This window comes from Cryomorpha ignava (assembly GCF_010686655.1).
Lineage (GTDB): Bacteria > Bacteroidota > Bacteroidia > Flavobacteriales_D > Cryomorphaceae > Cryomorpha > Cryomorpha ignava.
The window spans coordinates 115,233-139,961 of record NZ_JAAGVY010000002.1 but is presented as its reverse complement, the minus strand read 5'-3'; the positions used below and the strand labels follow the sequence as shown (position 1 = coordinate 139,961).

22 protein-coding genes are annotated in these 24,729 nt (G+C 38.2%); 2 read left to right on the top strand and 20 right to left on the bottom strand.

Features of this window, described 5'->3' with window-relative positions; all coding sequences use genetic code 11:
- Positions 1-236: 236 nt before the first annotated feature.
- The 3 genes from G3O08_RS01890 to G3O08_RS01880 form a co-directional block, all read right to left on the bottom strand.
- On the bottom strand, positions 237-767 hold the full coding sequence (locus G3O08_RS01890) for an HNH endonuclease (RefSeq protein ID WP_204336745.1): 531 nt from the start codon (positions 765-767) through the stop codon (positions 237-239).
- Positions 764-1,771 (bottom strand): DNA cytosine methyltransferase, encoded by a 1,008-nt coding sequence (locus tag G3O08_RS01885; protein WP_163282972.1) that lies wholly within the window; start codon positions 1,769-1,771, stop codon positions 764-766. The genes G3O08_RS01890 and G3O08_RS01885 overlap by 4 nt, the downstream gene beginning before the upstream one ends.
- Positions 1,772-2,032: 261 nt before the next feature.
- Positions 2,033-3,121: an endonuclease/exonuclease/phosphatase family protein gene (locus G3O08_RS01880; RefSeq protein ID WP_163282971.1), complete on the bottom strand. Its 1,089-nt coding sequence runs from the start codon at positions 3,119-3,121 to the stop codon at positions 2,033-2,035.
- Positions 3,122-3,218: 97 nt separating this feature from the next.
- On the opposite strand from G3O08_RS01880, the gene G3O08_RS01875 reads away from it, so the two are divergent.
- The gene (locus tag G3O08_RS01875) at positions 3,219-3,644 is read left to right on the top strand and encodes an NUDIX domain-containing protein (RefSeq protein ID WP_163282970.1); all 426 of its coding nucleotides are present in this window, start codon (positions 3,219-3,221) and stop codon (positions 3,642-3,644) included.
- Positions 3,645-3,646: 2 nt separating this feature from the next.
- Here the strand turns inward: G3O08_RS01875 and G3O08_RS01870 are convergent, their stop codons facing one another.
- The 9 genes from G3O08_RS01870 to G3O08_RS01830 form a co-directional block, all read right to left on the bottom strand.
- A complete protein-coding gene (locus G3O08_RS01870) occupies positions 3,647-4,453 on the bottom strand; it encodes a universal stress protein (RefSeq protein WP_163282969.1) in 807 nt (268 codons plus the stop codon).
- A gap of 296 nt (positions 4,454-4,749) precedes the next feature.
- On the bottom strand, positions 4,750-6,147 hold the full coding sequence (locus tag G3O08_RS01865) for an undecaprenyl-phosphate glucose phosphotransferase (protein ID WP_163282968.1): 1,398 nt from the start codon (positions 6,145-6,147) through the stop codon (positions 4,750-4,752).
- Positions 6,148-6,714: 567 nt separating this feature from the next.
- Complete coding sequence (locus tag G3O08_RS01860; protein ID WP_163282967.1) at positions 6,715-7,959, bottom strand: WcaI family glycosyltransferase; 1,245 nt, start codon at positions 7,957-7,959, stop codon at positions 6,715-6,717.
- A 32-nt stretch (positions 7,960-7,991) separates the two neighbouring features.
- Positions 7,992-8,966, bottom strand: coding sequence for a glycosyltransferase family 2 protein (locus tag G3O08_RS01855; RefSeq protein WP_163282966.1), 975 nt, complete (start codon positions 8,964-8,966; stop codon positions 7,992-7,994).
- 9 nt (positions 8,967-8,975) lie between these two features.
- On the bottom strand, positions 8,976-9,830 hold the full coding sequence (locus tag G3O08_RS01850) for a glycosyltransferase family 2 protein (protein ID WP_163282965.1): 855 nt from the start codon (positions 9,828-9,830) through the stop codon (positions 8,976-8,978).
- 18 nt (positions 9,831-9,848) lie between these two features.
- A complete protein-coding gene (locus G3O08_RS01845; protein WP_204336744.1) occupies positions 9,849-10,421 on the bottom strand; it encodes an LbetaH domain-containing protein in 573 nt (190 codons plus the stop codon).
- A complete protein-coding gene (locus G3O08_RS21620) occupies positions 10,422-11,528 on the bottom strand; it encodes a glycosyltransferase (RefSeq protein WP_204336743.1) in 1,107 nt (368 codons plus the stop codon). It lies immediately after the preceding gene.
- A 104-nt stretch (positions 11,529-11,632) separates the two neighbouring features.
- Positions 11,633-12,703, bottom strand: coding sequence for a glycosyltransferase family 9 protein (locus tag G3O08_RS01835; protein WP_163282963.1), 1,071 nt, complete (start codon positions 12,701-12,703; stop codon positions 11,633-11,635).
- Positions 12,700-13,644, bottom strand: a complete 945-nt coding sequence (locus G3O08_RS01830) for a hypothetical protein (protein ID WP_204336742.1) — start codon at positions 13,642-13,644, stop codon at positions 12,700-12,702. Before G3O08_RS01830 ends, G3O08_RS01835 begins: the two co-directional genes overlap by 4 nt.
- On the opposite strand from G3O08_RS01830, the gene G3O08_RS20845 reads away from it, so the two are divergent.
- Complete coding sequence (locus tag G3O08_RS20845; RefSeq protein ID WP_204336741.1) at positions 13,631-13,867, top strand: hypothetical protein; 237 nt, start codon at positions 13,631-13,633, stop codon at positions 13,865-13,867. The two genes, G3O08_RS01830 and G3O08_RS20845, sit on opposite strands and share 14 nt — an antisense overlap.
- A 235-nt stretch (positions 13,868-14,102) precedes the next feature.
- Here G3O08_RS20845 and G3O08_RS01825 read toward each other — a convergent pair whose 3' ends face one another.
- The 8 genes from G3O08_RS01825 to G3O08_RS01790 form a co-directional block, all read right to left on the bottom strand.
- Positions 14,103-15,350 (bottom strand): glycosyltransferase family 4 protein, encoded by a 1,248-nt coding sequence (locus G3O08_RS01825; protein WP_163282962.1) that lies wholly within the window; start codon positions 15,348-15,350, stop codon positions 14,103-14,105.
- A gap of 183 nt (positions 15,351-15,533) precedes the next feature.
- Positions 15,534-16,412 carry a glycosyltransferase family 2 protein gene (locus tag G3O08_RS01820; RefSeq protein WP_163282961.1) on the bottom strand — a complete coding sequence of 293 codons (879 nt, stop codon included), beginning with the start codon at positions 16,410-16,412 and terminating at the stop codon, positions 15,534-15,536.
- 10 nt (positions 16,413-16,422) lie between these two features.
- Entirely contained in the window at positions 16,423-17,460 is a 1,038-nt protein-coding gene (locus G3O08_RS01815) for a glycosyltransferase family 4 protein (protein ID WP_163282960.1), read from the bottom strand.
- Complete coding sequence (locus tag G3O08_RS01810; RefSeq protein WP_163282959.1) at positions 17,457-18,578, bottom strand: glycosyltransferase family protein; 1,122 nt, start codon at positions 18,576-18,578, stop codon at positions 17,457-17,459. Before G3O08_RS01810 ends, G3O08_RS01815 begins: the two co-directional genes overlap by 4 nt.
- Positions 18,579-18,747: 169 nt before the next feature.
- Positions 18,748-19,683: a glycosyltransferase family protein gene (locus tag G3O08_RS01805; protein ID WP_163282958.1), complete on the bottom strand. Its 936-nt coding sequence runs from the start codon at positions 19,681-19,683 to the stop codon at positions 18,748-18,750.
- 206 nt (positions 19,684-19,889) lie between these two features.
- The gene (locus G3O08_RS01800) at positions 19,890-21,215 is read right to left on the bottom strand and encodes an MATE family efflux transporter (RefSeq protein ID WP_204336740.1); all 1,326 of its coding nucleotides are present in this window, start codon (positions 21,213-21,215) and stop codon (positions 19,890-19,892) included.
- A gap of 141 nt (positions 21,216-21,356) precedes the next feature.
- Complete coding sequence (locus tag G3O08_RS01795; RefSeq protein WP_163282957.1) at positions 21,357-23,621, bottom strand: GumC family protein; 2,265 nt, start codon at positions 23,619-23,621, stop codon at positions 21,357-21,359.
- Between the two features lie 11 nt (positions 23,622-23,632).
- Positions 23,633-24,448 carry a polysaccharide biosynthesis/export family protein gene (locus G3O08_RS01790; RefSeq protein ID WP_204336739.1) on the bottom strand — a complete coding sequence of 272 codons (816 nt, stop codon included), beginning with the start codon at positions 24,446-24,448 and terminating at the stop codon, positions 23,633-23,635.
- Positions 24,449-24,729 lie beyond the last annotated feature (281 nt).

Sequence of the window (24,729 nt, the reverse complement as noted above, 5' to 3'; positions counted from 1 at the left end):
TACTAATTTATTGACACTTTTCTCCCTAAATTTATTTTAACATCAGCTCGTGATTGATATCGAAAATAAATTTAACTCCGTTTCAGCGCTCTAATGGTAAGAAATCGTAAAGTGTCTCTTCAGATTTTAGCATTGAGAAAACTATTTTATTTTAAAATCACATCCACAGGTAAAGCATTATGACTACTTTTTAAGAAATGGTATGGGGAAGTATAATCTACAAGGGAAACAGCTATCTATATTTTTCTTGATTGATTGGGAAATTTTTGAATTAACCATTTTAGAATGTCTAGTTGATCATTTGCTGATGCTCTTCTCACTTGCGCAATCAATTTTATAGTACTAGGTCTATTCAAGGTCAGATTAGAGGCTCCTTCATTACATAGCGAGCAAATTGCTCTTAAATTATTTGCTTCATCCATTCCACCCATTGATTTATCAACTATATGGCCAATATGCAAACGAGTCTTTCTGTTATTGTCGTATGGATGTGGTTCACCCTCCGCAACTCCGCACATTTGGCAGGTGAATCCATTTCTATCCAACACAAATGCTCTTGTTTCTTTGGAAATACCTCGCTCAAATGCTGGTAAAGGTTTCGAAGTAACCAAAATATATTGTCCAGGTTTCAAATCGCTTCGATCATTATGGGTAAGAATGTTCAAACCTTCTTCGTTTCTCAATTCACGAATTCGTCTCGCCCACTCACTAATACCAGCAACTTCTCTTAACTCATCAGAATTCAGAATTTTTCCAATATTGTTCAAGAAATACTCTCGAAGTTTAGTTCGAGCACCTTTTCTCTTTTGTGCGACCATTCATTTTTATTTTCTTTATTTAGAGCTGAAATAATTTGAATTCCAATATGTTTAGCAACTGGCGGCGGAAAAGCGTTACCGACTTGTCGGTACGCTGCAGTTTTACGTCCAATAAATCTCCAGCTTGCGGGAAAACCCTGAACAAGGGCAGCCATCTGAACGGTCAACCTAGGAGGGCCATCAAAATCTTCTTGTGGGGCACTATCAGCTAAACTAGAACCATTAACTCCTAGTTTCGCCCAGGCTTTTCTTGCCCTTGAAGGGCCAAGATCAGGGCCTCCATGTTTTTTTGAGCCACCAACTAATGTAGGTGCAATACTATTAGCTGTGTTTTTCCAATTGTTAGAAAGCTTCCATTTATTGGCAGACATTTCCTCGTGTAACAATTCGCCCACTGAAACTGGCAATTTATTAAGTTTCTGCGGCCATTGAAAATAATCAATATACTCCTGCTTAAACGCAACATATACAGCACGAGGTCTAAGTTGAGAAACACCAAAGTCCGATGAGTACAACAATTGCCATCTCCCTCTATAACCCAATTTATAAAATTGATTATCAATATTATACCTATAATTATCGAATTTTTTACTTAGTAAGCCTTTTACATTCTCAATAAGAATAGCTTTAGGATCACATTCTTTTGCCAACCTTATCATTTGAGGAAATAAATCACGCTCATCGTCTTCTCCTTCCTGTTTTCCGGCAATTGAAAAAGGAGGACAAGGAACCCCACCGGCAAGTAAATCAATATTTTTTAGATCCTCTGCGCTAAACAGCTTGACATCCAATTCAACCACATTCCAATCAGGCCTATTAAATTTCAACGTTTCACATGCGAGTTTTTCAATTTCAACTAAACAACTGTGATCAAAGCCAGCATCCTCTAAGCCAAGTGCCTGACCTCCCGCACCAGCACAAATTTCTAAAACCTTATATTTTCTCTGTGTCATTATGTTCAAACATAGTATTATATTTTCACTTAACCACTAATCCCTTTTTGGGTTGAAATTATAAGTTTGACTTCAATTGCTGTACCTCATTTCTTAAGTAGCTACCCCTTGAAAAAGAATCAAGCTCAGTAGAATCTATGGTTTGGAAGAAATAATTCTGCCTCAATTAAATTTCGGGATTTATTTCGGTATCGGACGTGATTCTCCTCACTCACATTAATAAGAAATCTAAACTACAATTTCGTATGATGTAGCGACAAATTATTCACTTGCCACTATATGGCGATCACCATTTTCCTTTTTGCCAGCCTCAATTTTCTCCTCCACATCTTCCTTATCACCGGGCTCCTTCTCTTCTATTTCATCTTCTTGCGAGTGGCTAATCTTATCTATATAAAAACTACAGAACATGGGAAAGTGATCTGATCCGATAGCACTCAGTCTTTTAAAATCTTCGATATAAATATGACTTGAATGAAAGAGCAAATCTATGGGGACACGTAGAAACTTATATTTTGCATGAAAAGTAGAGACAAGTCCATAGCCAAGACGAGGGTCAATGAGTCCTGACGTTCTATGAAACAATTTGGACGATCGTGCCCATGCTACATTGTTGAAATCACCTGCCACAATTATGGGTTGATCTAGTTTGTCAATGCGCTTAGCCACTGAAAGTAAATCTCCATCACGTTCCTTTGACGTTTGTTCTTCGCTTGGGCTGGGCGGGGGCGGGTGTACTCCGAAAAAAGTAAAATCGGTATCATCTTTCAGTTTCAAGTCAATCTCAAAACTGGGTATATCATCTGAAACAAAAGTATGGGTTTTGGCATTTACGATTTCATGCTTGGAATAAAAATGCATTCCATATGTATTTTCCAGCGTGTGTTTATGATGATAAGGATAGTCGTTTTCAATTACACAAAGCTGTTTTTCCCAGTCGCTATTAGATTCCACCGTGAAAACGATATCTGGCTTTTGCTCCGCTATTAGGTTTATGAGCAAGTGATAATCTGTATTAAATTGATAAACATTTACCGAAAGAATGGACATCAACTTTGAAGAATTTTCCGTTTTTGATCGAGACTTTTTGTTGTAGAGAGGTGTATATGGAAATAGCAACCACATGTTTTGGACTATCACCAGAATAATTAAGGCTTGAATGATGTAAAAAACTGTGTCAGCATCACTTATCAAAGCCCACCCGAATATAGAAACAAGTAACTCTAATATAAGCAGTTGAATACGTCCAAAATCCCAAGCTCTAAAAGCCCAATGCTGATTTGGGACAATGGGCAGCAGGTTTAAAATGATCAAAATGCTTGCAAGCGTGTAAAAAATAATCGTAGTCATAAAGTGATAGTGAGCTGGCGATAAATATAAAACTCTTTAGATTAGAAATAAAACTTTGTTTGAATACTGAAAATGCAAAATCTACTATCTTTATGCGATGGCAATAAAACAGGATATAAGGCTAGCTGTAGATGCTGTGATATTTTCTTTTGCAGCTAACATCAAAAAAGTGCTTCTTGTGCAGCGCAAGAATGATCCTTTCAAAGGGCAGTGGGTATTCCCCGGAGGGTTTGTAGATGATGGCGAAAATCTGGAAACAGCCGCCATCAGAGAATTAGAGGAAGAAACATCTCTGAGGATGGAAAACCTCTCACAATTAAAAGCGTATGGCGATCCTGGGCGTGATCCACGCGGACATACGGTAACTGTTGCATTTATAGGACAAGTGAATGCTGATGCTGTAAAAACTAAAGCTGCTTCAGATGCGGAGGCTGCAAAATGGTTTGACCTGAATGATTTACCCCAATTAGGTTTCGATCATTCCGAGATTCTAAAAGATGCGATAAAATTTTTCAAAAAATAAGATTAAACCAATTGCCGATTTACGCAGAGCACTTTTATTCCATCTTCATTTAGCAAAATGGCCTCTTTATCAAGCTTTCCAAAATGCCTGAATCGTTCGGCGATTTCGGCAGCTATGGCTATCATTTCTATTTTCTCTGACAGAATATATTCCAATGTTTGAGCTGCCATCCCCGTTTGATGCGGCTTTGCCTGAACTTCTACATATTTCCACTTCACATTTCTTGCTTCGAGCAATTCCCTGGCATTGTCCATATTTACCATCGAAGCATTATCAACGGGAAAGTTGGCGTTTTCTATAGCAAATAGCGTTATCTCACCATCCGGCGCAAGCAATTCGCAGGCGCGCTCTACCTGAATAAGATAAGCTGGCTGTGAACTAGCAGGGACAAGCACTTTTCTGAAACCGCTTCGCATGATTGAACAAGTTTTGCCAAGAACCAAAGAAGGTGCTGGAACTTCGCGCACAAGTTTGTGGATTGCGCTACCAAAGAGGCGCAAATGAATTCCATCTCTACCGTGCGTACCAACCACAATAAGGTCAGGCTTTAATCGCGTTACAACGGATTTTGCAGTTTCAAAAAGTTCGCCTTCAACAATTACCGAATCTAATTTGACACCCTTTTTTTGAGCAGTTTCAATAAACGGCTTCAATTTTAATTCTACAGCCGCCTGTATTTCTTTAGTAAGATTGGCTACAATATGGCAAATGCTGATTTTGGAACCTTTATATTCAGCTATAGCCAATGCCTGATTAAACGCAAGAATAGACGTTTCGGAAAAATCAACAAATACAAATAAGTGGTTCATGATGAAGCGCAAGATAAGAGTAAAAAAGAATCCTTCTCAATTTTTTATTTCTCGAAATTACTTCATTCAATCAAGATTACAAGCAGTATTTAGGATATATCCTGATATTAGGCATGTTGCTAATCATATAGAAGAGATAGTACTACGCGAATATTTAACTTTAAATCTCGACTAATACTCCTTAATCTTCAAAAGTTTAATTAAATTCCAGGGCAGATAGCCTGTTCAAGATAAGCGTTTTATAAAACAAAAGCCCGATCTATAAGACCGGGCTTTAAACTTAACAAAAATAAAGGTTAAAAAGCATTTTCATTCTTTTTCAATGTCTGAATCATTGTTAGAAATACAATTTTTATATCGAGCAAAAAGCTCCAGTTTTCCATGTACCACAGGTCAGCTTTAACCCGCTTGGTCATAGATTCGGTTTCTTTTGTTTCTCCACGAAGACCATTTACCTGCGCCCAGCCGGTAATGCCGGGGTTAACAAACTGTCGCACCATAAAGTCTTCTATTACATTTGAATAATCTTCAGTGTGCTTAAGCATGTGCGGGCGCGGCCCTACAATAGACATATCACCAAGAAGAACATTAATGAATTGCGGAAACTCATCGAGGCTACTTTTTCTCAAAAAAGCACCTACGCGAGTAATCCTTTTATCATTTTTACTTGCCTGTACTGAGTCAGAGTCGTTATTCACATACATACTTCTAAACTTCAAGCAGAAGAATGGCTTATTGTCCTTACCAGAACGTAACTGACGAAAAAACACAGGTCCGCGAGAATCTATTTTAATGGCAATGGCAATAAGTGGAACGAGCCAGCTAAGTATAAAAACAGTTGTAAAAGCCGCAAATACAAAATCAAATATTTTCTTGATTATCTCATTTACTTTTACCTGAAGTGGCTCTCTTCGATGAGATATAATAGGCAATGCACCATAGTACTCTATCATTACATTTTTGTCCATAAATGCGGAAAGATCCGGCACAAATCTAAATCTGATTAAATTTTGGTCAGCCTCCTGCATTAATCTTTTCACCAATTCTTTTTTATCAGAAGAAAGGGCGCTAAATATTTCGGAAATACCATTTTTGGCAGCATAAGCAACTGACTGCTCAAGCTTACCCAGGTATTTGAATTCTGTAGATAGATCGGCACATGGCTTATCACTAAAGTACCCTTGCACTACATAGCCCGAATTGGTATTATCTAAAAAATGGTCATAAAGTTCTCTACATGATTCGCCTGTTCCCAAAATGACAATTTTTTTGTAATCTACCCAAAATCGACGCTGCGACTTCCGTACAGATAAAAACAGAATCTTATTTGCAAGAATGATAAGAGAAAACACCAATAAAAATGGTATTACAAACTCAAGTGATATCAGAAGATTTGGGGTAACCAGATTCAAAAACAAAGGAGCCAGAGAAAAAGTTACAAGCGCCCAAATAGTTTTTTTCAAAAATGGGACGGCCTCTGTTTTTAATACACGTTCGTAAAGTTTGCTTTGTGTTGAAGCAAAAAACCATAGCAGATTTACAATGAGGAGATGAAACCCCAGATTGCTTACTAAAGATGTCTCCATGGCATTTGGAGAAATAATGAGCAGCCCTGTAAGGAGCAGAATATTTAGCAGAAAGTAGTCAACTGCTGCATTAAGCAGTTTAAAAAAGGTAGCGTAGCGATATTCCATAAAGCATCTTAATTTGGCCTCAACAAACCAAAGTGTGGTTGTGCAAAGGTTGTTAAACCCTGATCGTTTTGTGTAATGCCTAGATTAACTTTGCACTACGTACCGGTTAAGTCAAAACGACCGGATTGTTACTGTTTCGTTTTTATTATTTCAAATTGAATCTTTCGACGAACAGGGACAAATATAAGACAAAATACCCATATTGTCCAATATATTTCATAAAACTTGTAATTTTTTTTTGAAACATGAATTTGTAATTCGTCACAACAACTTGCCAAAAAGCTTGCCCAAATAATTTTAAAAGGAAAAGCATGCCTGCGTTTGATTATACTTGAGGCTCATAAAACGCTGAAATATTGAGTATTAACTGCCTATAAATCTTTGTTAACGAAATATTTTTTCACCAACCCATTAGGATAGAAAAGCATGATCCGTCGACAAACTAAGTTAATTGTAGGATAAATTCCACACTTCAGAGTTCTCAGCATTCCCCAATTCTAAACTATTTAATTCTGAAACAGCGCAAAGAAGTTCATGTTGCATTATTTTAGATAAATATGATCACATTCAGAGCATATCACCTTTAAACCTGCTCATTATCTCATTTTTATCGAGGAATTGCTCGGCATAGCTTCTCGCTTTTTCTCTGATTAGGCGGTTTTTTTCTTTTTCGCGCAATGCCATCCGGATAGAGAGGTTTAATGCTTCTTGATTTTCTGCTGGAACTACCATCCCCACTCCATGATTTTTTACAATTGAATGGAGCCCTGAATTTTCATTTGCTGTAATTAAGGCAAGCCCACCAACAGCAAGAATTGAGGTAAGCTTTGATGGCATCATCAAATCGCTGGCGTCGGCTTTCTGAATGACCAGGTGCACATCTGCAAGATTCAAAAAATCATTAAACTTTTCTAATGGCTGAAGTGGAAAAAAGAAAGTATTATTAAGCTTAAGTTCTGATGCCGTTTTTTCGAGCGCCGACTTATAAGGCCCCTGTCCGCAAATTATAAATTTAATATCTGCCTCTTCACGCAGAAAATCAGCAGCCGACAAAATTGCATCGAGGCCTTGCTTCTGACCTATAGCTCCTGAATATAAAACAATTTCATCTTTGTCCTCAAAGCCATACTCCTTTTTGATTTCGGTCTTATTATGAATAGGATGAAATGTTTTGATATCAGCCCAGTTGGGAAAGAAATATATTTCGCGATTACTCTTATGCCGCAGCTTCAGCGTCATTCCGTCAGAAATACTGCTAATTATATCTGCCTTTCTAAAAATAAAATTCTCTATTCCGAATAAGGTCTTGATTAGAAATTTGGATTTTATCATACCGAGGTCGCGTGCGGCTTCTATTTGCATATCTTGAATATGGTAGATAAATTTTGAACGCTTAAAAAATTTATACAATACAGCCGGAAGCCCTATTAAAAATGAAGGTGCCACGGCCATTACCAAATCTTTCTTTTTTTTAAAAAGGAGATAAACTAAAGGAAATGCAGAAGTAAAAAGAAATGTAAAATCAAGAACAATACGTTTTAATCCCGAAGGGTTTGAGGGGACGTATATGGGGCATCTGATAATTTTAATACTTCCACCAGAATCAAAATTCTGCTTTTCAATTTTATACCAAAATCTGTTTTTTCTATAAGGTTCCTGCACCTTCCAATAAGGATAATATGGGTAAGTGGTGAGTACAGTGCATTCGCAACCACTATTAGCGAGCCATTCAATCATTTCGCCGCTATATTTCCCAATTCCGGTTGGCTCAGGAAAAAAATTGTAACCAAGCAATAAAACGCGCTTTCTCAATTAGTAAAATGTGTTTTTTGGATTCAGCGCAGCTATTGCACTCGCTGGGACTGAAGTGACTTTCGTTTATTAATTATGCGTTTATACGACTTCTTAAAAAGCAATTCCATTACACCATTTTTAAAACAACGCATGGACCACGAAAGGGAGTTGAATTTCTTATTTCTAGTAAATTGTTTAAATGCTTTCACTGACACCTTAAAATGGCGCAATGGTACATGTTTGATATAATAATAACGAATACTTCTATCAATTAAAAGATTTAGCGTAGGATTATCGGTTTGGTAAAAGTCCCACTTACGTCTAAAAAACCCATGGGTAGAACGATAAGCCGGGGCATGTGCCAGATTGTTTAATGTTTGTCTTTTTGTGTAGAGATATTTAGGTAAATAATGTACCTCAGCAAGCAAACTCATCTTACAAAACATATCGGTGTCTTCATGAGATTTGAGTTCGTATCCATTTGTCTTTACAAAAACAGATCTTCTATAAGTACCAAATGGCCCAGCTCCAGTGCTTGCAAAGAAAGCTACAAATGGTGTTTTAACTATTTTTAAAGGTAGATCGCGCGGAAAACCAAAAAAGGAGGAAGGAGAAAATCTACTTCGATGACCTTTTCCCAGGTAATTTCCATCGTTATCAATTTCTTCAAACTGGCAAGCAACCAGCCCAACATTCAAATGTGTATCTAAATATTCAACCATTGTAGAGAGATATGATGGGTGGAGCATATCGTCGCCGTCAAGAAAATGGACATAATCAATATGATCAGGAAGCTTAGAGAAACCCAAATTTCTCCCGGCTGCGGGGCCCTCATTTGTTTTTTTGAAGGCAGAAAAGCGAGGGTCGCCGGCAACTAAACGCTGCATGATTTCAAAAGTTGAATCCGTACTCCCATTATCGATCATCACACAGATCCAATCTGTGAATTCCTGATCTACAACAGATTGAAAAGCATCTATTATATGCTTTTCATTATTGTACGTTATAATAACAACTCCGATCATTGGTTTTGGTTAAATTAATCTATTTTCTTCTTTTTGTTTCAATTCTCTGAGACGACAGTAAATCTGCGTAAAATAAGACATTTTTAGAATAGCGAAGGCAAATCCACGCGATCCATCTCTGAAACCACCCATAAATATATAACTTCCAATAAAAAATAACGGACCAATCCAAATCGAATGAATCATCCGGTACTTTATACGCTGTTTCCATGTAAATTGGTTACTCAAATCAGCGTCATTCAAAATTTGTGAAAATCTGGCTGCTTCCCATGCTGCATATTGATTATGCTTATCCACATAGCTGTCAATCCCTCTAAAATCGCGGTGGTCTATTTTACTTTTAATATTGGAGATTTTACCTTTTAAAATAGGATGTTCATGAATCTCCATATCCATCTTACTCCATTGATTTTCATCAATTTTCTCATACTCACCCGCTCCCACTCTAAATAGCGCGAGTTTGGTAAGCGGATATCCGCCTTTTAACTTTTTACCGAGAAAGTAAATTGAATAATTGAGCCAAAAACCATAAATCCCATTTTTATCAGAATTTGCCGTGAGGGCATCTTTTAAATCTGCTTTAAAATCAGCAGTCAGATATTCATCGGCATCGAGAAAAAGTACCCATGTTGTTTTTGGAGTATGATTTCTCAAAAACCAGTTACGCTTTTTGGGAAATTTTCCGTCCCAGTAAAAATCAAGTACATCTGCCCCAAACTCTTTTGCAATAGCTTTGGTATTGTCTGTACTTCCGGAGTCGATAATTACAATTTTTCGCACCAATCCCCTACCAATAGCTTCCAGGCAACCACCGAGATTTTTCTCTTCATTTTTAACAGGTATAGCAATTGTGAGATCGAGCATGTTTAGAGAAAAGTTCCTTTAATGGTTCTTAAATGTTTCTATTTCTTCCTGTTTGATTCTTTCGCGTAAAGGTTTACACGGAAATCCGGAACAAATTGTCCATGCGGGCATATCATTCGTCACCACAGAGCGTGCCCCAATTACGCATCCTTCCGCAATATTAACTCCGGGATGCACAAATGCCTCGGCGGCTACCCAGGCAAAATCGGCAATAGAAATGGGTTTTGAAATTAATGGGAATCCCGGATTGGTGTAGTCGTGCGTTCCCGCACAAATATGAGCACCTTGAGAAATTACCACCTTACGACCAATAAAGATTTTGCCTTGAGAATACAATTTAACACCATTTCCTATTCCGCTGTAATCGGCTATTTCAACATTCCAAGGAGCCCAAACAGTTACTTTCGGATAAACGTGTACCCCTTTGCCGATTTTAGCACCGAACACACGCAGCCAATGTACACGCCATCCATGAAGGAGGTTAGGCGAATACCGAATAAAAATTACATAGAACACATTCCATATCATACGCGCCAATCTATTTTGAAAGGAAAAGGATGGACCGGTATGTGTATCAACGTTATGCATCAATCATGATTGTTTTTCTACTGAAATATACTCTTCAAGGGTTTTAACCAAAGTTTGAATATTGTTATTTATTTTAAAAAAGCGGTGATAAGTAGAAAAAGCATTTGTAGAAAGTGCACTTTTATCAGTTAAAGAAAGATTTACCCAATTTTTTAAAAGTGCAAAGGTACCTGATTCCGTATCACTTTCAACCAACCCTCCTTTGCCTTCAGTAATTTCTCTCCAAATGTTAATCTTATCAGATATCAAAACCGGTTTAGCGCACGCCAATGCTTCAGCTACAGCAATTCCAAAATTCTCTTGGTGACTCGGGAGAACAAAGGCTTCGCATCCATAAAAAGCTCCCCACTTTGCTTTTCCGTGCAACATTCCTGGAAAGGAAATACGATTTTTTGACATCTCATCACTTTCTGACAACGCACGCATTTCTTCTCCGAAAGAAGTTTCTAAACCCGGTCCGGCAATAACCAAAAGAGGAATGGGCTGATTTCCTTCGCTTTCAATCAATTTTTGATAGGCCCTAATTAAGTTATCAATTCCCTTTTTGGGATGTATACGGCTTAAAAAAAGCAAATATTTCTCATCACTATTCAGTTCGCATTGCTCATAGAAGGCCGTAGACATTTCAGGAGAATAATCAGGTGGTGACTGAATACCATATCCTACATTTAATTCGGCTTTTGGCTTATAAGGTTCAAACGGTTTTTTTGCCAATAAAAGTTCTTCTTCGCAAGTGAATAACAGACCAGTTGCAGACTCAACTACTTTGTTTTCAATAATCTTCCAGTAATACTTATTGCGAATAGCCTTGATTTTTCTATCCGGAGTGTTTTGAAAATAGGGATCTAACATGCCATGAGGCATTATAAACCAGGGAATGCTTTTTGCAGTCGGTGATTTTGACAGTTCTTTCATTGCATTTTTAACTGCATGAGACGGATACAGCCATAAACCGTGAACAATCACGGAATCAAACCGACCAATATTATTAATCAGCCAGGGAAATAATTTAGCAGAATAAGCCCAAAAGTTATTAGCCGGCCCCAGAGCGTGGATGGGAAAAGAATCATTTCCTAAATATGGAGAATCAGGAGCATCTACACAAACCACCTCATTTTGAACTCCAAGTAAAGAAAGCGCTTCAGTGGTATTCCGAATTCCCTGGCAAGGACCTCCAGATTTAGGATCCATACTCGCTATTACACGCAAAATTTTCATGCGAGCTGTTTTTTACCCAAAATGTCAAGCACTGCGCTTTGCACCTCGGCGGGTTTTATAGTGAGAACACATTTTTCATTGTTGACACATTTTTTTTGTGGACTTTGAGCACAATCAGTTTTGGGAAAGATAAGCTTATTTCTATCGCCTCGCGGATACCATTGTCGAGGCTGGTTAATGCATGAAAACACTGCCACACACGGTGTTCCCATACAAGCGGCAAGATGCATTGGGCCGCTATCGTGGCCTATAAATAAACTAGCTTTTTTCAAAATGGCAGCTGAGACGCGCGGAGAAGATTTTCCGCAAAGGTTTAATCCTTCGCCAGCCCATGCTTTAAGGCAGGCTTCCGCCAATGGCGACTCTTCATCTACACCAATTAATACAAGAGTAAATTTAGAGAAACGCAGCCTCAAGGATTTTACGAGCTGTACCCAATTATCAATTCCCCAGTCTTTTATTTCCATTTTGGTACCTACATTCATGGCAATAAAAGATGTTTCAGAGGGAATTGAGTTTAAAAGCTCGTCTGACCGGGAGATTTCAGCATTGGTTAGTTTTAAGTCCCAGTTTTTATCCAGGTTAAAATCTAATGAACCCAGCTCGCGAATTTTGCGTGCAAGCCTTGCTGTTTCCCATTCAAAAAATCCTGTTTCAGGATCTGTTTGAACTTTGTAATCTTCGGGTGCGTTATCAAATCCTATTAGCTTTTTTACGCCAGCCGCTTTAAAGAATACTTTATCGCGCTTATCTGCTTCGGGCGAGCGCAACGCGGTGATATTGATAACAGTATGGATCTTCCTTTTTCTGATTTCTGCTATTAATCTGGCAAGAACTAGCGGGTTTCGCGTACCTACGGGATATGAAAGCACCTCGTTAAAGAAAAGTCCACTGCCCAAAACAGCTTCCAGCGGTGCTGCTTTAGAAGCAACCGGTTTATTGGTTAGCAGTGTAATATTTTCTACGTCGGGATAAATCTCCAGAATTTTGTGAAATATCGGCAGGGCTATCACTGTATCTCCGAGGCTTCCAAGCCGATAAATTAATATGTTATTTTTATTGCTCACGCCCGCGTTGGTTTTTTGTCACTTTCTTCAGTTATACCCGTAGAATCCAATTTAGGTTCGGGCGCTTCGTTAAATGATGCGATTAAGAGACCGGTAACAAGGGTGCTAAATCCCAGGGTAGTTGGTTGGGCCCAAGCGCCCTGTGGGAAGATCAATAATACATAACTAAGTAACATCCAAGGAAGTACCTCACCATCTGGAATTTTAAAATAGCTTGCCAAAGTGAGTTTTACACTAATTATCAAGCGTATAGCGATTACACTAATACCCAAGAGTGCTCCCATTTCGCCCACTAGCCTTCCCCATTCACCTTCTGATATCAAAAACGTTCTCTCACCTGCACCAAGCATTACACTTCCTGCATTAGTTCCCATCCCTAATCCTTTACCAAAAAATGGTTCATTACCACTTCCAACAATAGCATTATACATACCACCCAAATATCTTTCTCCCAGTGTCCCTTCCACTCCACCTTCTGATTTTGCCGCCTGCTCAAAACGGTTCAAAAACACTTCCATTGGAGTATCTAGAAAACCTGTTTGCATAAGCAAAATCACCAAAATGCTAATTCCAATAATACCCCCGAGAATTTTACCAAGATATTTTGGATTTCTTGAAAGAGTCAATAAAACAAAAACGATCATGACCACCACCGAAAATGTGAGCGCTCTACTAATTGAAAAAGGAATAGCAAGAATGAGACCTACAGTTGCAGCGATTAAAACGACCTTACGAATATTTCCCGGTCTAAGCCAAAAATAAAATATGAACGCCGCAGCCATGCGAAAGAATGCAGATGTTCCATTATTAAAAGAAAAAGTGCCCGGGGGTCGGAAATAACCCATTGCTCCTCCGAAACCTGAATCCATATCTCCACCCACACCGGTATTAACCCAAGCTGATTGCGGACTATAAAACTGCAGTACAATGAGCACTGCCATTGGGATAGAAATCCACAGCAGCGCCTTACCAATTCTTATAACATCATTTTTATTAAGGATAGATCCAACTAGGAAAATAAAAGGAAAATGGATCAGTAGAATGCGCGCTCCGTACAAGGTGACAAATATATTACCATGTCCAATAAACAAAGATGCAAAGGCTGAAACCAAGGTTATTATGGTTATCCAAACAATAAAAATCGATTTAGGAAAGAAATCATAGTACCAAGCATACAGTAATAAACCAATTGCGACAGGGTCTCTCACAATTAGCAAAGGAGTGGCTAAAGAGGGAAGCACCCATTTTCTTAGAGCTCCTTCGAAAATAAGTAAAATGAAATAAAGCCAAATTCCTTTAACTACAAATTGTCTTCTCGCCTCCGATTTTTCTATTCTCTTTTGATACTCGAGAAGTATTGGTTGATTAGAGCCATTATTTTTTAAAGTGGTTTCCAATTTTATCTGTCTTTACAAATACTGCTAATTACTTCAACAAGCTCAATTCCATATTGGGCCCATGGTCTGGTTCGCGCTTTATCCATTGCCGCTCTTCCCACCTTCTCAATTAAATAAGGGCTTTCCAAAATTAATTTAATTTGACTTACTATTGCACTTGTTGAGCTCGCTTCTACAATCCATCCATTTTCATTATGAGATATTACATCAGCTCCACAAGTTCTATTCGTCGTTATTACCGGAGTTCCCTGCGACATAGCTTCGGTAACCACCATACCGAAACCTTCAAAAAGTGATGGGAAAACAAAAACATCATGATTGCTCATCTCGCGTAGAACTTCCTGATGCGGCAAACTGGAAATATATCGATGCTCACTTAAACCCACATTCAAAGGAAGGCAAGCCTCCGTAGATTTCCGACCTACAATTGTAAGTTCTACTTGGTTCCCAAGAACATTAACTGCCTCAAGCACGTTGGCAATACCTTTCAGCTGCGACAGACTACCCACAAAAAGTAGTTTCAACTTACGATTTTTAGTATATGTGTATTCGCGATCTTCAATAACCGGAGGGAAACCATAGGGTATTACAGTTATATGCGGTAAGTTTCCTGGATAGTATGAAAGTGTACTTTTTGTAAAACTGCTCGCGACAATTATATGTTGGGCATATTCCAGCTCAAGGTCTTTTCTTCGTAATTTTTGATCCGAATCTTTAAAACCTGCTAGTGTGGTGGCCCATTCAGGTCGCTTTTCGCGTTCTTTTCCCAATAGATCTCTTTCAGCTCGCCAATACCCTTTTGGTAAATCATAAATACACTTAATATTAAGCTGGCTGGCTTTTTTAAATGTTGCTAAAGCCCCATCCTCGTATGTATATACTGCGTCAGGCTTTTTTGAAATTTCAAGCTCTTCTATTCTCTTTGTCACTCTAGTATCTAAAGACCTATAGACCGCATCAACAGAAAATTTCCCATATTCATGTTTAGTAAAATTCTTCCATCCAAGCTTTCCGAAGCCCAACCTTCCCATTTCTCGAAAAGGATAAGAAACAATTAAGTCTCGGTGGATATCATATTTTCGACGCAAGAGTTCATCTCGTAGCGATTTAGGTAAAACCTTTAGCCACGAAGCTTCCGGATTAACAGCTACTGTGGTATTAAATTCAAACAGGATGCCGCTGCGATTAAAAGCATCAATCACTGCGCGTACATTTGCATTGCCCGTAGGATGAGATACAAGAACTTTCATAGAATAACCCTTCAGTGTGTTAATCTGGATAACAACCGATTTCGGCGATCAAGATAGCACCTAAAAGACGAGGATATAAACACTTTATTGATAATTATCAAGATTATTTTGTGGCTTTTATAAGTCATAATTTTTTTTCTCACTGCCTTCTTAAAAGGTTGACTATGCGCTTTTAGTATAGGCTTACTCTTGTCTGTTTTTAAATTTATACTCCAGATAAGATTTAGAAAGTACCCTGTAATCATTATACGTACTAATCTTTACGCGGTTCACATATTTGAGTTGCGAAGGTATTAACTTCAAAAAATCTAAAACGTGTTGCCGGCCATTAAATCCCGAGCGTACTTTATTTCTTAAGGTGCGATAAATACTCAAGCCTAAAACAGGAGGAAGATATAGCAACGGCACTCTTCTAAATTTATACACCAAATCATTTATAATGAAACCACGATTTTGATCAGTCATATTCCTCTCTATGGGAGTGTAATCATGCCATACATGTACTCCCGGAAGCATCCATATTTCATACCCTTCATCCAGCATTCGAATTCCAAGGTCTTTCTCTTCATGGCCATACTTTACAGGAAAAGGAACATAATAGCCAACTTTTTGTACAATACTTAATCGCAAAGCATGCCCTGCACCCATAAAAAAATTAGTTGGAAGAGGTTGTGCACGGGGCACTTCTCTATATCTCGCTGTACCGCGCTCCAGAATATCAAAACCTATACCTCCCAAATATTCATTTTGATTAAAATAATCGACAGCTAATTCAACTTCGTCATTCTTCAAAAACCAGGCATCATCGTCGAGGCTTATAAAAATATCGGCTCCGCAAGAACGCATCATTTTATTTCTGGCCTCTAGCAAACCGAGACTCTCTTCAGCTCGTTCCCATCTTACTTCGGGATATTTGAATTTTAATTCTGAAGTTCCATCAGTAGAGCCATCGTCGAACACAAAGACTTCTATGTCCTTGTAATCCTGCTTCAATGCAGAGTTGATAGCCTTTGGTAAAATTACCTTTCGATTTTTTGTCGTTATTCCAACGCAAACTTTCATTTCTCGTTCGTTACTTTTTCTGACATGCGTTATCAATAACACTTAAATATTTCAGAGCTACCCTCTCCGGAAGATGGTTCTTAAGATGCGCCCCCATATTCGATCTGTATTTAGCCTCCAATTTAGGATTATTGATTAGCTCTTCAATTGCGGTAGTAAGCGCTTCAGGTGAAAAAGTCTCAAACAATATACCGGCATCGCCAACTGCGTCTGGCAATCCTCCACAATCTGAAACAATTGGTAAACAACCGCACGCCATCCCCTCTATAGCTACATTGCCAAATCCTTCATTTGCTGAAGGTACGAGTATGTACCTGCAAGTATTTAAAATTTTGACCAATTCAGCACCTACTTTTCTTCCTTCAAAGGTAACTTGACTCTCTAATCCTTTTTGCACCACCAATTTTTGTAGATTTTCGAGTTCAGGTCCATCTCCTACAATTTTAAACACAGGTTTCTCTTGATGAGATTGCCGGTGCAAATTGATTTGCTTTAATGATTCAAGAGCAATATGTACTCCTTTCTCACTTACAAGCCGACCCAAAAACACAAAGCTTAAAGGCGCCCGATTTAGTTCCAGGTTCTTAAAGATTTCGTCTCTATATGGATTTCCAATCACCGTAGCGTCGGGAAAAAAAGTATCCCTCATTGCCCTGCTTACGGCAATTACTCCATCAGCTTTATGGAGTGCCTTTAATTTCAATTTATCTTGAAAATTAAGTCTACCGTCATCTCGACTTATACGCCCCCGAATAGCAATTACTGATTTTGTAGCAAAAAGAATACGCGGCCAACTTAACCGCAAGGAAGGGCTGTTCTCAAAAACAACATCAGCCCATTTATGATGCTTAAAAAGTTCTGTCATGTTCGGGTTTCGCACCACCGGAAATGGGAAGATTTTTTCTCCATTTTCGCATACTGCAGTAATTACTCGCACGGGATAGCCCAATTGATGAAAATGTGTAGTCAGAATTTCTGCATTAACTTCTATTCCGCCTACATTCGGATAAAAAGCATATGAGATGAAGAGTATATTCGGTTTTTTCATACGACAACTTCTTGACTCCATGTTAATTTTTGAATAAAAGAATCTACAATTTCCTCCAGTCTACTGCCTGAATCAAAAGAATATTTTGATTTTTTTAAATCAGCCAAATCACCAAAACATTGATTCAAACGGAAATCAAAGTTCTTCTTGATTTCATCTTGAGATTTTGCCAAAGGTATCCATAATGGAAGCCCATGCTCCAGCAGCGCAATAGCAGACCCGCTTTTACCGAGTAATTGCGGAGGTATTCTGGCTATTCCAAAGTCCATATGGAGAAAGAGTTTGCTCAAATCTTCAGAGCTCATTCGTCCTTTTTCCTGCACAGTGAAACTATTAGAGCCCACTCTGGCGCGAAGTAAAGCTGCAAAGCGCTTTCCTTTCTCTCCCGATTGCCCACACAAAGTAATTTCCAGTTTTTCGTTGGTTTCTTCCAAGAATCGCCTTATTGGTTCTACGAAGGCATTCATATTTTCGAAATTGGGCGATGCACCAAAATACACCCCACGAGATATTCCATCGTCACTCTTGTGTTCACCGGTTTTTAGTATAGGTATATTTCCAAACAATCCGAGAATTTGACTCTTGAGGCCTATAGCGCTTAAACAAGATTGATATTGATGTGTACTTGTATCAATAATCTCTGGTTTGAGTTTCTTTTCCAAAGATTTTAAAACAGCAATTTGGCTTCTCTTAATTAGATTGTCTTTAAAATTAAGAGTTCCATCAATGTAGCCTTCATGAATCATGAAGTGCCACTTAATTCTACTGTCTTCTGTATTTAAAAATCGTGGCAGTCCAAATGGAATTCCCTTTGAGGAAAAAGCATAGGGAACGTATTGAAGACTGATATAATTGGGGTTATATTCTGCAATCACTCGCTGATATTCCTTTCTCCTGTTCTTTAGTGAAAGTGACATACTTAGTCTCACAACATCAACGTCTTCCTCGCGAGCAGGCTGACTTTCTTCAGAAGCATTAACAACATTCCGGTCTCTTATTGAAATGATTTTAACCTCAAGTTCTCTTTTTTTGAGCGCTCCGGCAAGCTCTCGTGTATAGTCGCCTACCCCGTCGTGACCAGGTTCTAAACTTCCACATACAAATAAAACTTTCTTCATTTCAATTTCCGTAAATTAAACTTGATGCCGACATCAGGTTAATTACCCGTAAAAAACTCTGCAGCTATCATGATCAAAACTCGATAATAACAACTTGATTTTCAGAGATAAAATCGACTAAAGATTTGATAAGAATGAATTTGCAATTTTTCATTCCGCAATATATCTGTTATGATGAACCATTTCGTTGATAAAAACGCCCCAAGCCTCTTAAAAGCTTGCAAATAAACTTTTTATAAGACACCAAAATAGCACTTTCTGGAGCAAATTCACTTCCGTTTATGCTTTCCCAGTAGTGAAGGTCGGAAACACGTGGTTGATAGCCTTTAAGAAAATCGCCTATATAGTTTTTGTTCCAGGGCTTGGGTCCGATGGGATGTGACATCAGTCGCATTCCACTCTTAAAACCCATGGCTTCAGGCCCTATTGTGGATACAGGAAGTGCTGTGATCATTGCCGCCAGATTTAATGAATCCTGATTTGCGCTAAGAACCGGATGAGTTCGGTTATTGACCCGAAATTGCTTCATATCACCACTTCTTTTGGCTAATATTTCAAAACATTTCTCCCAATCCGATAAAAAGGACTTCGTATTTTTTGTCCAGCCAAGAAACCCACTATTGTAATACCAATCAATTTCAGACTTAACATTAAGACCTTCCTCATTAGCAAATTTAATCCATTGCTTCCGAATAGGATGGTTGCGGTTCATACTATAATTAACATCTTCGCAAATGGCTACTCCTTGCCTCACCCACTCGCCAAAAAAGTTCATACGGTTTACGATTACAATATCAGAATCGAAGAAGAAATACTCATCCGCATCGGGCTCAAGCACATCTGTAAAGTATCTAAACCATTTTGGCTTTTCGTGCACCATATGTAAGTCTCCATTCATCTCGATTAATTCAAGCTCGATACCGGAGTTTAGCACGCAAGAAAGTCCGTTTTTAGAAGGACTTAAAGCAGGAATCCAATTTGGTAATTCCTCCCGATATCCCACTACAATTTTGTCAATATATTTTCCATTGGCCACCATTGAATTAAGTAAGGCAGATAGGCCTAAAAAGTACTTATTTTCCGCAAGCGTCGTCGCTACAATCATTAGCTAAGTATAGTTTTTTTCAATTGATAATATGCTTTTTATTACATCGGTTGGGCAGTTATTCATTCATTCCGCCACATCCCTTATTATTAATCTACCTCGCCGCTATTTTGCAAAGGTAGAAGAAAGGCCGATATGCAGTTAATCTAAAATTTATACATTCCACAAATAGAAAGGTGTTCCTAAAAACGTATGATTTGCTTATCTTATTTATCCTTTACTGATAAACGGTACTTATTGTTTTGAATAATTTTTATGATAGCATATGATACGCTCATTAAAACACGCATTACGACGATAAAAATATTAAATAGTAGAACTCCTCTTAAGGTAGAAACATCAACTAAAAGGACACCTAGTATAATTGAAGCCACATTTACCGGAATTGAAATACCCGGGTGGATAGCCCAACCTCTTTGAGTACTCATAGTAAAAGCGGCTCCGCTAATAAGCGCAATGCTGCTTGCCGCAATGCTCATTACCAATTCTATATTTAGGTTTTGATAATTCTCGCCCAACACCCAAAGAATTTGGTCACTAAAAATGCCTACTGCTACCGTTACCATAACAGCTGTAAGGACCAGAAGAGCCATAACCTGCAAAAAGCGCTTCATCAAAATTTTTGAATTTAGCGGAAGCCGTGCAAATCGGGGATATACCAAGGTGCCAAATATTGTACTTATAACGGTAAGCATGATAGTAATGCGGCCTAGCGCACCAATTTTTGCTACGCTTGCAGTGGTTCCAAAAATGGAGATGAGCCAGATACTTATTTGCCCAGATACCACAAAATAAACCGCTCCGGGCATTAGCCTTTTCACCATCTTTAAGATTCTTTTTCTTACTTCCACGTCAGGTTTCTGCGTCCAATCAGCATATCCGGCTGATAGTTTTCGCAAGCGAATATTTGTAATAAGGCGCGGAATTCCAGCTCCAAGGATGGCTATAAAAGTCCACGGCAATACAAATAGCGAAAACACCATTGCGAAACGACCAAGACCCTCAAATAGCGTATTTTTTTGAAGTGGAGCAATATCCTGTTTCAGCTTTAGCGGAATTTGAAATATGGATCCAGATAGTGAGCTGATAAAAGCGGGAATAAGGGAGATCACAATTAGTACAGACATCCACCAATCAGCACCATGGTAATGCAATAAATAAATAAGAATTGGTGCCGCTATGAGTAAGCTTCCGGCCGCAAATTTCCTTCTTAAATCAAGCCCTGTAGCTAAAGCCACACCGAGTCTTTCTTTATCTTTCCATACTTTGCCACTTTCGGCCATTACACCAGACCCTATACCGCTATCAGCGAGCACCACCATGGTACCAAGCATGGTATTAGCCAATGTATAAAGGGCGTATTCTGTAGTAGGAAGCAATCTTATTACGATAATTCCGCTAAGAAGACCAATGCCCTGAATAAGAATTTGTGTGCCACCTGTTATGCTCGAAAGTCGCAGCCATTCCTTGGTTCGGGCAGTGTCGAAACCGACCTCCTTCATTTTTTTCAAACCGTCTTTAAGCTTAAACATTGCAGAAGTTTATTCTAAAAATCACTCTGTTTATAATATTTCTCAGGTTTAGTGCTCCTAAATAAATAAGGTAGGATGTCAAATCAGAATTGTATCTGTTCAACGTAAAAACCACAAATTTCAGGCTCCAATAAATAGAAATCAATATCCGTAAACATAGTTGCCGCTATTGAGCTTTTTTGAATCATTGAGTACTATTAGTGGATTATGCAATTTCTGATTCAGAAAGATATCATCTATTATTTTTATCTGATCTTTATCGGTATAGTTATAGCGTACAATATAAATAGCTGTGTCAATATGCTCGTTAAGGGTAAGTGCATCGGCAACTTTTCCTACCGGAGGACAATCGAGAAGAATATAATCGTAGCGCTCGCGCATATTCTTTATAAGTTGAGCTACACGGTCATTCAAAATAATCTCCGCAGGGTTTGGAGGCAAGGTTCCCGCAGAAATAACGTCCAAATTTGCATCAATATCAGTAGATTTAATGATCGAATCTACATCGGGAATATCACCAACAAGGTAGTCGGTCAGTCCTTTTGTTTTTGGCATTCCGAGACCCTTTAACAATTTTGGTCTGCGAAGGTCAAACTCCATTATGAGAACCTTCTTTCCCGCGCCGGCTAAACTTGCAGCCATGTTGATGCTAAAAAAGGTTTTGCCCTCACCACTCATACTTGAAGTAATTAGTATGACTTTGTTTTCTTTACCGGCAAGCGAGAAACGCAAGTTTGAACGCAGCAATCTAAACATTTCGGCTATTGGCGTGCGTTTGTGAGCATTGGCGATCACGATATCTCCAGTTTTATCATGGCAGATTTCACCGAGAATAGGTGTTTGAGTAAGTTTATTCACTTCACTTCTAAGCTCAATTTTTTGGGTGAGTAAATTCTTAATAAACAATCCGATAAATGGGACAAAGATTCCAAGCAGAATCGAATAGGCCATAACATTGGTTCTATTTGGAGAAACAGGCCCTTTTGATGTTGGTGGATCTATCATTCTGGTATTCGCCACGGCAGATGCGAGAGAGAGCGCAGCCTCTTCTTTCTTCTGAAGCAAATAAAGATATAAGGACTGTTTAATTTCCTGCTGTCGTGTAATTTCAATGTACTGTCGCTCTCTTACAGGTACTTGCTGAATTTTGTCGCTAACAATACCTGATTGTGCCTCCAAACTTCTTCTACTAATATACAATCCACTTCGAATATTCTTAAGATTTTCGAGTATATTATCACGCAGGTTTTTGAGCTGCTCACTCATATTGATAATAATAGGATTGTTTGGTTTATTGGTGCGAAGCAGTCGTTCCCTATCGAGTTGTATGGCATTGAAAGATGTAATTAATCCACTCAAAGTGGCGTCTGAAATGGTTAGAGAACTCGGCACAAGCTCATATTCATCGGCACTTTGCGATTTTAAATAGTTTTCTATAGAACGCAATACATCTAATTGTACGTTCATGGCTTCAAGCTCTCTGCGGTTGGCACTTGCGGCAGCCATATATTCCTGCCCTTGTGAGCTTACATCGGTAAGCTCATACTGCTGCTTATATTGCTCTACATTTTGCTCTACACTGCTTAGCTCGGCAGTAAGGTATTTAAGTCTTTCATCAATAAATTCAACTGACTTTTCTGCTACTTGATTTTTATCTTCAATACTCTCATCCTCATACACTTCAATTAATTTTGACAAAATATCGCGAGCACGCGCTGGTACGGCGTCTATGATAGAAATAGACAATGCATTGGCATCTTTCGTAATTGAATTAACCTGAAGCTTGGCCGAATATTCTTTAGCCAAATTTTCGACGTTTTTAAAACTTACTGTTAATGGCTTATTATTTTTATTATATGTAGCATCAGCTTGTGCTACGATAGTAAATGTCCCATAGGGTTTGGTTATTTCCTGCCCAAACCTGTAGTTTTCTATTTCACCATCTTCGATTTCAAAACTATTGTCATCCTTGAAATATATTATAAAAGACTTTCCGTAAAAATCTGGAGAAAAATCTTTTGGAATAATATTGAGCGTTAAGTCTTCACTGTATATTTCTACATCACGCACAGATCCTTCTATAACGTAGTTAACTCCTAGCTTTAATTCACCAACTACGCGCTGCATCAAACTATTAGACTTCAGTATTAATATTTCATTCTCAATACTGCGGCTTGCCGAAAATGTCGCAATATCACTGAATACAGCTGCTTCGGAAGGCCCTCCACCCTTTTCATCCTTAAATAAAATAGAGGTTTTAGCTACATACAGAGGAGTGGTATAACGCAAATAAATAAGTGAAATAATAAAGGCTACAACTGCACCGATAGCAAATAAATACCAATACCTCAAGTATTTAAAAACTAATGCCTTAACGTCTTTAGAGTCGGTTTTTTGATCAAACATAAAACTGATTTTTATCTTGTGCTAAGTGCTAGTATGACGGTTAAAACGCTAAGCGCACTTAAAGTTGTTGATAATACAAACTGAATGTTTGCCCGCCTCAAGTTGGCTTGCGCAGCTTTAAAACTATCTGGCTCTACGTATACTATATCGTTCTGTTGCAAAAAATAGTTGGGCGAAGTCAATAACTCTTTATCATTTAAATTAACTCGTATCAATTTTCGCTCACCATCTTTTTCACGAATGATAAGTACATTTTCGCGCTTTCCGATTACAGTTAAATCTCCTGCTAAACTTATCGCTTCCAGAATATTGACTTGTTCTGTTAAAATAGTTACCGTAGATGGGTTTTTTACTTCTCCGATCAAAGTAATCTTAAAATTCAAAAATCTAATATTGACCGTCGGGTCTTTTACGTACTCTCTATTCAGTATATTCTGAATAGTATCTGTTGCAGCTTCTTTTGTTAAACCGCCGAGATGAATCCTGCCAAGAACTGGAAAATTTATATTTCCGTTTTTATCTACCAGATAACCTTCAGCCTGAGTTGATTGACGTGATCTATTCGCGTCTGAAACACTACTTCCCAAACTACCTAGCACCCCTTGATTAAAGAGCATATTCGATTCAGCACTCAAACTATTAACGGTTATACTTAATAGGTCGTCAGGCTGTATTGTAGGTATAACAACATTTTCAATAATCTTTGCTTTATTTATGTCATCATCATCCAGATTACTGAAATAAACAATATCGCGGTTCGGACCACATCCCACAGTTATTAGAATAAGTAGTAACCACGGAAATTTTAATCTAAAAATTTGTTTCAAAACAGGTTTTTAGGTGTATTAATTTATTTGCCAAGCGAGCAATTACAAATTGGTTTCAAAAAATCTACTAAAGTACTTAAAGTCTTTTATCAAGCCTTTAAAAACGTGCAATATTAGGAAATAATGGTGAATCTTCGATATTGCTATACTTATCTATTCAAATTCAGTATTTATCTTCATTAAAATATTTATACGGACTTTTCAATGCAATTGTTTTAATTCTAGTGGATTCCTGCCTTCAAATTGCAAGTATCAGGTATTCGCTAAATTCGAATAAGAAA

Bases quoted from the DNA above. Each gene is read 5' to 3' on its own strand.
- G3O08_RS01885 (WP_163282972.1), bottom strand. From the start codon at position 1,771: ATGACACAGAGAAAATATAAGGTTTTAGAAATTTGTGCTGGTGCGGGA.
- G3O08_RS01880 (WP_163282971.1), bottom strand. From the start codon at position 3,121: ATGACTACGATTATTTTTTACACGCTTGCAAGCATTTTGATCATTTTA.
- G3O08_RS01875 (WP_163282970.1), top strand. From the start codon at position 3,219: ATGGCAATAAAACAGGATATAAGGCTAGCTGTAGATGCTGTGATATTT.
- G3O08_RS01870 (WP_163282969.1), bottom strand. From the start codon at position 4,453: ATGAACCACTTATTTGTATTTGTTGATTTTTCCGAAACGTCTATTCTT.
- G3O08_RS01865 (WP_163282968.1), bottom strand. From the start codon at position 6,147: ATGGAATATCGCTACGCTACCTTTTTTAAACTGCTTAATGCAGCAGTT.
- G3O08_RS01855 (WP_163282966.1), bottom strand. From the start codon at position 8,966: ATGATCGGAGTTGTTATTATAACGTACAATAATGAAAAGCATATAATA.
- G3O08_RS01850 (WP_163282965.1), bottom strand. From the start codon at position 9,830: ATGCTCGATCTCACAATTGCTATACCTGTTAAAAATGAAGAGAAAAAT.
- G3O08_RS20845 (WP_204336741.1), top strand. From the start codon at position 13,631: ATGAGCACTGCCATTGGGATAGAAATCCACAGCAGCGCCTTACCAATT.
- G3O08_RS01830 (WP_204336742.1), bottom strand. From the start codon at position 13,644: ATGGCAGTGCTCATTGTACTGCAGTTTTATAGTCCGCAATCAGCTTGG.
- G3O08_RS01825 (WP_163282962.1), bottom strand. From the start codon at position 15,350: ATGAAAGTTCTTGTATCTCATCCTACGGGCAATGCAAATGTACGCGCA.
- G3O08_RS01820 (WP_163282961.1), bottom strand. From the start codon at position 16,412: ATGAAAGTTTGCGTTGGAATAACGACAAAAAATCGAAAGGTAATTTTA.
- G3O08_RS01815 (WP_163282960.1), bottom strand. From the start codon at position 17,460: ATGAAAAAACCGAATATACTCTTCATCTCATATGCTTTTTATCCGAAT.
- G3O08_RS01810 (WP_163282959.1), bottom strand. From the start codon at position 18,578: ATGAAGAAAGTTTTATTTGTATGTGGAAGTTTAGAACCTGGTCACGAC.
- G3O08_RS01805 (WP_163282958.1), bottom strand. From the start codon at position 19,683: ATGATTGTAGCGACGACGCTTGCGGAAAATAAGTACTTTTTAGGCCTA.
- G3O08_RS01800 (WP_204336740.1), bottom strand. From the start codon at position 21,215: ATGTTTAAGCTTAAAGACGGTTTGAAAAAAATGAAGGAGGTCGGTTTC.
- G3O08_RS01795 (WP_163282957.1), bottom strand. From the start codon at position 23,621: ATGTTTGATCAAAAAACCGACTCTAAAGACGTTAAGGCATTAGTTTTT.